Origin of the sequence: Brevundimonas sp., from assembly GCF_036402095.1 — a bacterium.
Taxonomy (GTDB): Bacteria; Pseudomonadota; Alphaproteobacteria; order Caulobacterales; family Caulobacteraceae; genus Brevundimonas.
The window spans coordinates 1-7803 of sequence record NZ_DASWTO010000120.1 but is presented as its reverse complement, the minus strand read 5'-3'; the positions used below and the strand labels follow the sequence as shown (position 1 = coordinate 7803).

Genomic DNA, 7803 nt, shown 5'->3' with positions numbered 1-7803 from the left:
GTCCAACGTCATGTTCGTGACCACGGCCAACAGCCTGAACATGCCGCAGCCGCTGATGGACCGGATGGAGATCATCCGGGTGTCCGGCTACACCGAGGACGAGAAGGTCGAGATCGCCAAGCGTCACGTCCTGCCCAAGGTGACGTCGGACAACGGCCTCAAGCCGGCCGAGTTCGTGGTGCCGGACGACACCATCCGCGACCTGATCCGCTACTACACGCGGGAGGCCGGCGTGCGCTCGCTCGAGCGGGCGCTGGGCGGGCTGGCCCGCAAGGCGGTGCGTGAGATGGCGCGCGAGAAGCTGCTGTCGATCACCGTCGACGCGGCCAAGCTGGCCGAATACGCCGGGGTGCGGAAATACCGCTATGGCGAGACCGACGAGGACGATCAGGTCGGCATCGTCACCGGCCTGGCCTGGACCGAGTTCGGCGGCGACATCCTGACCATCGAGGCGATCAAGATGCCGGGCCGCGGGCGCATGACCGTGACCGGCAACCTCAAGGAGGTGATGAAGGAGTCGATCTCCGCCGCCGCCTCCTACGTCCGGGCGCGTTCGCTGGCCTTCGGCGTCAAGCCGCCCGTGTTCGAGAAGACCGACATCCACGTGCACGTGCCGGACGGCGCGACGCCCAAGGACGGTCCGTCGGCGGGCGTGGCGATGACGGTGGCGATGGTCTCCGTCCTCACCGGCATCCCGATCCGCAAGGACATCGCCATGACCGGCGAGATCACCCTGCGCGGCCGGGTCACCGCCATCGGCGGCCTGAAGGAGAAGCTGCTTGCGGCCCTCCGCTCGGGCATCAAGACGGTGCTGATCCCGGAGGAGAACGAGAAGGACCTCGCCGACGTCCCCGACAATGTGAAGGGCGCGCTCGAGATCGTCCCGATCAAGACGGCCGACGAGGCCCTGAAATGGGCCCTGACCGGTTCGCTGACGCCGGTGGAATGGGACGAGGTGGCCGAGCCTCTGCCCGCCGCCCCGCCGATCCAGGACCCCGGCACGGTGCCGGCGACGCACTGATCGCGGGCTGAACGAAAAGAACCCCGCCCGGAGCGATCCGGGCGGGGTTCTTCGTTGAGTTCGGCGACGGATCTAGAGGCTATCGACCATCACCAGTTCGGCGTCCTCCTTCGCCGTGATGGTGATCCCGGCCTCATCCCGGATCGCCGCGCCGTCGCGGGCGTTGAGCGCCACGCCGTTGACCTCGACCGCGCCCACGGCCGGCACCAGATAGGCGCGGCGGCCTTCGGCCAGGCTGTAGCTCAGGCTCTCGCCCGCCTTCAGCGTGGCGCCCAGCACCCTGGCGTCGGCGTTGATGGACAGGGCGCCGTCGGACGGGTCGCCGGAAGCCAGCACCGAGAAGCGGCCTGTGCGGTCGCTCTTGGGGAACTCGCGCTGGCCCCATCCGGGCTTGGCGCCGGGCCGGTCCGTCTCGATCCAGATCTGGAACAGGGTGGTGGTCTCGTCCTCGAGGTTGAACTCGGAGTGGCGCACGCCGGTGCCGGCGCTCATCACCTGGACGTCGCCGGCGCCGGTGCGGCCGCGGTTGCCCATCGAATCCTCATGGGTGACGGCCCCGGTGCGGACGTAGGTGATGATCTCCATGTCGGCGTGCGGGTGGAGGGGAAAGCCCGACTTCGCGGCGATCTCGTCGTCGTTCCAGACACGCAGCCGGCCCCAGCCCATGCGGGATGGATCGTAGTAGTTGGCGAAGGAGAAATGGTGCTTCGCGTTCAGCCAGCCGTGGTCAGCGCCGCCGAGGCTGGAGAAGGGGCGGACGTCGATCATGAGGGGTCTCCCGATTGGCGCGCGCATCATATGGCGCGCGGTTCGGAGGCTATATAGGTAACAGTGTCAGTGGCGGAAAGGGGGTTTACCCCGCCTGCGCCCGGTGCCTCAGCATGGCGTCCGCCAGCACGCACGCCGCCATGGCCTCGACTACGGGCACGCCGCGAAGGGCGACGCAGGGATCGTGGCGACCGCGGGTCGAGACCTCGGTCTCGGTTCCGTCGCGGGTGATGGTCTGACCGGGCGTCAGGATCGAGGAGGTCGGTTTGAAGGCCACGCACGCCGTCACCGGCTGGCCCGTCGATATGCCGCCAAGCACCCCCCCGGCGTGGTTGGACAGGAACACCGGCCGTCCGTCCTCGCTGATGCGCATCTGGTCCGCGTTCTCCTCGCCGGACAGCTCGGCCGCGCCGAAGCCGGCGCCGATCTCGACGCCCTTGACCGCGTTGATCGACATCAGGGCGGCGGCCAGTTCGGCGTCGAGCTTGCCGTAGACCGGCGCGCCCCAGCCGGCGGGGACGCCCGTGACCTCCAGCGCCACGACCGCGCCGATCGACGAGCCGGCCTTGCGGACGCCATCGAGGTAGGCTTCCCACGCCGGGACCACCTCCCTCGAGGCCGCGAACAGGGGGTTGTCGTAGACGGCGTCGAAATCCACGGCCTCGGGCGCAATCCGGTGCGGGCCCAGCTGGACCACGCCGGCGCGGATGCGGACGCCTTCGCCCAGCACCTTCCTCGCCACCGCCCCGGCCGCGACCCGCACGGCCGTCTCGCGCGCCGAGGACCGCCCGCCGCCGCGGTGGTCGCGGACGCCGTATTTGGCCTGATAGGTGTAGTCGGCGTGGCCGGGCCGGAAGGCGCGGGCGATCTCGCCATAGTCCTTCGAGCGCGCGTCCTCGTTGTCGATCTGGATGGCGATGGGCGTGCCGGTGGTGACCGGCCCGGCGCCGTCGTCGAACACGCCGGACAGGATGCGGGCCGTGTCGCTCTCCCGCCGCTGGGTCACGAAGCGGCTTCCGCCGGGCTTGCGCCGGTCCAGCCACGGCTGCAGGTCGGCCTCGGTCAGGGGGATCAGGGGCGGACAGCCGTCGACGACGCAGCCGATCGCCGGCCCGTGGCTCTCGCCCCAGGTGGTCACGCGGAACAGATGGCCGAAGCTGTTGTGCGACATGGGGCGACCTAAGCCGCCAGCCGGTCCGGCGTCCAGACTCGCGTGAAGCGGACCAGCAGATCCTCGGCGGCGGAGGGGGCGTCGTCCGAGGGTTGCAGGTTGACGAACAGGTGTCCCTGGGGACGGCCGCCGCGGGCGGGCAGGCCAAGACCCTTCAGCCGCAGGCGCAGCGGCGCCTGCCCGGCCACGATCCACGCCGAGCGGGGTCCGGCGTGGGTGTCGATCTCCAGCCGGCCGCCGTCCTCGAGCAGCCGGGTCGGAACGGGGTGGTCCATGAACAGGTCGTCGCCGAGCACGCTCAGCCCGTGCGCCGGCCGGACCAGCACGGGCAGATAGGCGTCCGAGCCGCCGCCTCCCGCGCCGCGCAGGCGCAGATGTTCGCCGCTGCGCAGGCCCCGCGGCAGGCGGATGTTCAAGGTGCGCCCGGCCAGCCGCACAGCGACCTGGCCGCCGTTCACCGCGTCCATGGGGCCGATGGTCACGACGGGCGGGGAGGGCGGACGCGTCACGGGCGGGGCCAGCGCCAGCGGCCGCCCGTCTTCGCTCTGGATCAGGCGCCAGGCTGCGATCACCTTGCGGAAGCGCTCGGCGTCCCCGCCGGCGGCCGAGGGATGCGCGGCCTTCACCGCCGCCCGGAAGGCCGCCGTCAGCGCCGGCTCCGCCATCGGCCCGGTGAGGCCGAGCAGGGCATGGGCCTCGGCCAGCGAGGCGACCTCGGATCGGGAGCGGATGTGCATCCGCCATCCTAGCCGCCGACATGGTCAAGGTCGGGTTAACCGTGACGCCTCTCCCCAGCGGGGCCGCGAAGGTCTATCTGCACGTCATGACCGCGCCCGTGATCCCGCCCAGCCCGACCCGCGAAGAATATGCGGAGCACTACGCCGCAGCCCTGGCCGCCAATGGCGACGAGTCGATCTTCGATCGGACCGAGCCGGTCGGCCTGTTCACGGAGTGGTTGACGGATGCGAAGGCCACCGAGCCCAACGACGCCAACGCCATGACCCTGGCCACGGTCGACGCCGACGGCCGGCCGGATGCGCGGATCGTGCTGCTCAAGGACGTCGACGCCCGCGGCTTCACCTTCTACTCCAACCGCGAGAGCGCCAAGGGCGAGGCCTTGGCCGCGCATCCCTCGGCGGCCCTGCTGTTCCACTGGAAAACCCTGCGGCGGCAGGTGCGGGTGCGCGGCGCCGTCGAGCCGGTCAGCGCGGCGGAGGCCGACGCCTATTTCGCCAGCCGGGCGCGCGAGAGCCGGATCGGGGCCTGGGCCTCTGAACAGTCCCGGCCGCTGGACAGCCGGGAGACGCTTGAGCTCGCCGTCGTCCGCGAGACCGCCCGGTTCGGGGATGGAGACGTGCCGCGGCCGGAGCGCTGGACCGGATGGCGGGTCGTTCCCGACAGCGTCGAATTCTGGCGCGACCGGCCGTTCCGTCTGCACGACCGGTTGCGCTTCGACCGCGCCGGACCGGACTGGACGAAGACGCGGCTCTGGCCCTGAGCGCCGCTCAGGCGCCGTAGCGGGCGAGGAAGGTTTCGACCGCCTCTGCGGCGACCTCGGGGATGGAGCGCCGGACCCGCACCTCGTCTCCGGTGACCAGCGGCACGAAGAACACCGGATGCTCGATCATCCCCATCAGGTGGCCGGCGGCCCAGGAGGGATGTTCGACCGGTCCCAGATGGCCGGATTTCGAAAGCCGGACGATGATGCCGATCAGCGTCGCGCCGAACTCGGACCGGCCCTTCTCGAAGAACCGCAGCGCGAGGGCCTGAAAGCGCGGCCGCTCGGCCATCACCAGCCTGAAGATCGAGCGGACGAACGGATCGCCCATGAAGCCGCCGTAGGCCTCGGCGAAACTGGTCAGGGCGGCCCGGGCGTCGCCCTCGATGGCGCGGACGCCGGCCATCTGGCGTGCGAAGTCCTCGGCCGCGTCGTCGATCACCGCCGTGAACAGGGCGGCCTTGCCGCCGAACAGGGTGTAGAGGGTCGCCGTCGACACCCCCGCCTCCCGCGCGATCGTCTCGATCTTGGTGGCGGCGTAGCCCACCCTGACGAAGTGCTGGCGCGCGTGGCGCACGATCAGCTGGCGCCGGGGATCGGGCGTGGGGGGCGGAAGATCGACGGAGCCGTGCATCTGTGGGTCGCCTGATTTGCGGCCAAGCTGACGCGCGCGGGCCGGCCCGGTCAAGGGCCGCGATGGCGGTTCGGCGGTCAGCCGGTGAACAGGCCCGCCAGCAGCGGATGCGCCAGCACCGGCGCCGCCAGCCGGACCACCGCCTGCGGATCCTCCAGGCGCACCGCCGCGGTGGCGTCGGCGACGATGAAGTCGGCGTTGACCCGCGAGGGCTCGGTCAGCCGTTCATGGCCCGGACGAACCGTGGCGAGGTATTGCTGGATCACGGAATCCGCCGTGCGGCCGCGCTCGGCCTGATCGCGCAGCAGGCGGCGGATGAAGCGGATGTCGGCGGGCGTGTCGACGAACACCCGGATGTCGAACAGTTCGACCAGCCCGGGCGTGCACAGCACATGGGTGCCCTCGACGATCACCACTTCGGCCGCACGCACCGGCTCGCCGCCCGGTTCCCGGCCGTGGTGGATGAAGGAGTAGATCGGCGCGGTGATGTCGCGCCCCGCCTTGAGGGCGGCGAGATCGCGGATCATGAGCTCGTGGTCGCGGGCGGCCACGTCGTCGAAGTCGAAGGTGGCGGCGTCGAAACCGGGCAGGCTGGCCGCGTCCCGATAGTAGGAATCCTCGCGCACCAGCACGGCGGCGCCGTCGGGCAGGGCGGTGACGAGGGCTTCGGCCAGGGTGCTCTTGCCGGAGCCCGAGCCTCCGGTGATGGCGACGAGAATGGGCATGGACGGCTTCTAGGGCCGGATCGCCGTCCGGGCTAGGGCCAGGCTTCGGCGGGATACCCACCCGGGAGCCCGCCGCGGGCGGGTTTGCCGAGCCTTCGTTGACCTTGCGTCACGTTGCACAACCGCCGGGCCGCCGATAGCGTGCCGCCAAGCATCCCGACCAGTGGATGCAAGCGAGGGATATCGATGCTGGGTTTGATGCAGGACTGGCCGCTGACGGTCGACAAGATCATCGACCACGCCCGGAACTGGCACGGCCACCGCGAGGTCGTGACCCGCTCGGTCGAAGGGCCGATCGTCCGCACCACCTATGCCGGGATCCACGCCCGCGCCAAACGCGTGTCCAGCGTGCTGAAGGACTGGGACGTCAAGGTCGGCGACCGCATCGCCACCCTGGCCTGGAACAGCGGCCGCCACATCGAGGCCTGGTACGGCATCATGGGCATCGGCGCGGTCTGCCACACCCTGAACCCCCGCCTGTTCCCGGAGCAGCTGGCCTACATCATCAACCACGCCGAAGACAAAATCATCTTCGTCGACCTGACCTTCATTCCGCTGCTGGAGGCGGTGCTGCCGCACTGCCCCTCGGTCGAGCGCGTCGTGGTCCTGACCGACGAACTGCACATGCCGGCGACCCGGCTGCCCGGTGCGGAATGCTACGAGGCGCTGCTGTCGACGGCGTCGGAAGACATCGAATGGGGCGGCTTCGACGAACAGACCGCCTGCGGCCTCTGCTACACCTCGGGCACGACCGGCAATCCGAAGGGCGTGCTGTATTCGCACCGCTCGAACTTCATCCACACCCTGCTGGGGCTGCAGACCACCGTGCTGGGCGCGACGCCGAACGAGGTGATCCTGCCGGTGGTGCCGATGTTCCACGCCAACGCCTGGGGCATCGCCTTCGGCGGGCCCGCCGCGGGGTCCAAGCTGGTCCTGCCCGGCGCCCGCATGGACGGGGCGGCCATCTACGAACTGATCGAGAGCGAAGGCGTCACCTTCTCCGCCGCCGTGCCGACGGTGTGGCAGGGGCTTCTGACCCATCTGCGCGAGAACAACCTGAAGATCCCGACGGTCAAGCGGGTGCTGATCGGGGGCTCGGCCGTGCCGGAAAGCCTGATCCGCGCCTTCCACGACGAGTTCGGCATCGAGGTGCTGCAGGGCTGGGGCATGACCGAGACCTCGCCCATCGGCACCCTGTCGAACCTGCCGCCGGAGCTGAAGGCGCTGCCCTACGACGAGCAGATGAAGTGGCGGGTCAAACAGGGCACGCCGCCGCTCGGCGTCGAGCTGAAGCTGAAGAATTACGCCGGTCAGGAGATGCCGCACGACGGCCACACCTACGGCCGGTTGATGATCAAGGGGCCGACCATCGCCGGCGCCTATTTCAAGGGCGAGGGCGGCGACATCCTCGATCACGAGGGCTTCTTCGACACCGGCGACGTGGCCACGATCGACGAACAGGGCTTCATGCAGATCACCGACCGGGCCAAGGACGTGATCAAGTCCGGCGGGGAGTGGATCAGCTCCATCGAGATCGAAAACATCGCCGTCGGCCATCCCAAGGTCGAGCTGGCGGCGGTGATCGGCGCGGCCCACCCCAAGTGGGACGAGCGCCCGGTGCTGGTGCTCAAGCTCAAGCCCGGCCAGAGCGAGAACAAGCAGGAACACCTCGACTTCCTGCAGGGCAAGATCGCCAAATGGTGGATGCCGGACGACGTGGTCTTCGTCGATGACATCCCGCTGGGCGCCACCGGCAAGATCGACAAGAAGCTGGTTCGCGAGCGGATGAAGGACTATCGCCTGCCGACGGGGGGATGAGCCGATGACGCGACGGAAACCTGGACCCGCCGGAGGCGGTTTCCGGCTCGCGGCGGTCGTCGTCCTGGCTCCGGTGTTCATTCTCGTCGCGGCGCTGGGGGCCCGGACGGGTCTCTGGAGCTACGAGACCGGTCATGACCTGCTGGCGATGCGGGTGGGAGTGGCGCT

Annotated in this window: 8 protein-coding genes; 3 read left to right on the top strand and 5 right to left on the bottom strand. The window is 70.0% G+C overall.

Annotation, left to right across the window (positions count from 1 at the left end):
- Positions 1–1021, top strand: a 1021-nt coding sequence (locus VGD32_RS08860) for a S16 family serine protease (RefSeq protein ID WP_331031530.1), incomplete at its 5' end; no start/stop codon positions are given.
- Between the two features lie 72 nt (positions 1022–1093).
- Here VGD32_RS08860 and VGD32_RS08855 read toward each other — a convergent pair.
- The 3 genes from VGD32_RS08855 to VGD32_RS08845 form a co-directional block, all read right to left on the bottom strand.
- Positions 1094–1789 carry a pirin family protein gene (locus tag VGD32_RS08855; RefSeq protein WP_331031529.1) on the bottom strand — a complete coding sequence of 232 codons (696 nt, stop codon included), beginning with the start codon at positions 1787–1789 and terminating at the stop codon, positions 1094–1096.
- An 85-nt stretch (positions 1790–1874) separates the two neighbouring features.
- Positions 1875–2960, bottom strand: coding sequence for a chorismate synthase (gene aroC, locus VGD32_RS08850; protein ID WP_331031528.1), 1086 nt, complete (start codon positions 2958–2960; stop codon positions 1875–1877).
- A gap of 8 nt (positions 2961–2968) precedes the next feature.
- Positions 2969–3697 carry a DnaJ C-terminal domain-containing protein gene (locus tag VGD32_RS08845; protein WP_331031527.1) on the bottom strand — a complete coding sequence of 243 codons (729 nt, stop codon included), beginning with the start codon at positions 3695–3697 and terminating at the stop codon, positions 2969–2971.
- A gap of 86 nt (positions 3698–3783) precedes the next feature.
- Here VGD32_RS08845 and pdxH point away from each other — a divergent pair, with 86 nt between their 5' ends.
- Positions 3784–4458 (top strand): pyridoxamine 5'-phosphate oxidase, encoded by a 675-nt coding sequence (gene pdxH / locus VGD32_RS08840; protein WP_331031531.1) that lies wholly within the window; start codon positions 3784–3786, stop codon positions 4456–4458.
- 7 nt (positions 4459–4465) lie between these two features.
- On the opposite strand, the gene VGD32_RS08835 is transcribed toward pdxH, so the two are convergent.
- Together VGD32_RS08835 and udk are read right to left on the bottom strand one after the other, a co-directional pair.
- Entirely contained in the window at positions 4466–5092 is a 627-nt protein-coding gene (locus VGD32_RS08835) for a TetR/AcrR family transcriptional regulator (RefSeq protein ID WP_331031526.1), read from the bottom strand.
- Positions 5093–5169: 77 nt separating this feature from the next.
- The gene (gene udk / locus VGD32_RS08830; protein ID WP_331031525.1) at positions 5170–5817 is read right to left on the bottom strand and encodes a uridine kinase; all 648 of its coding nucleotides are present in this window, start codon (positions 5815–5817) and stop codon (positions 5170–5172) included.
- A 186-nt stretch (positions 5818–6003) separates the two neighbouring features.
- Here udk and VGD32_RS08825 point away from each other — a divergent pair, with 186 nt between their 5' ends.
- Positions 6004–7635 carry a long-chain-fatty-acid--CoA ligase gene (locus VGD32_RS08825; protein WP_331031524.1) on the top strand — a complete coding sequence of 544 codons (1632 nt, stop codon included), beginning with the start codon at positions 6004–6006 and terminating at the stop codon, positions 7633–7635.
- Positions 7636–7803: the final 168 nt, after the last annotated feature.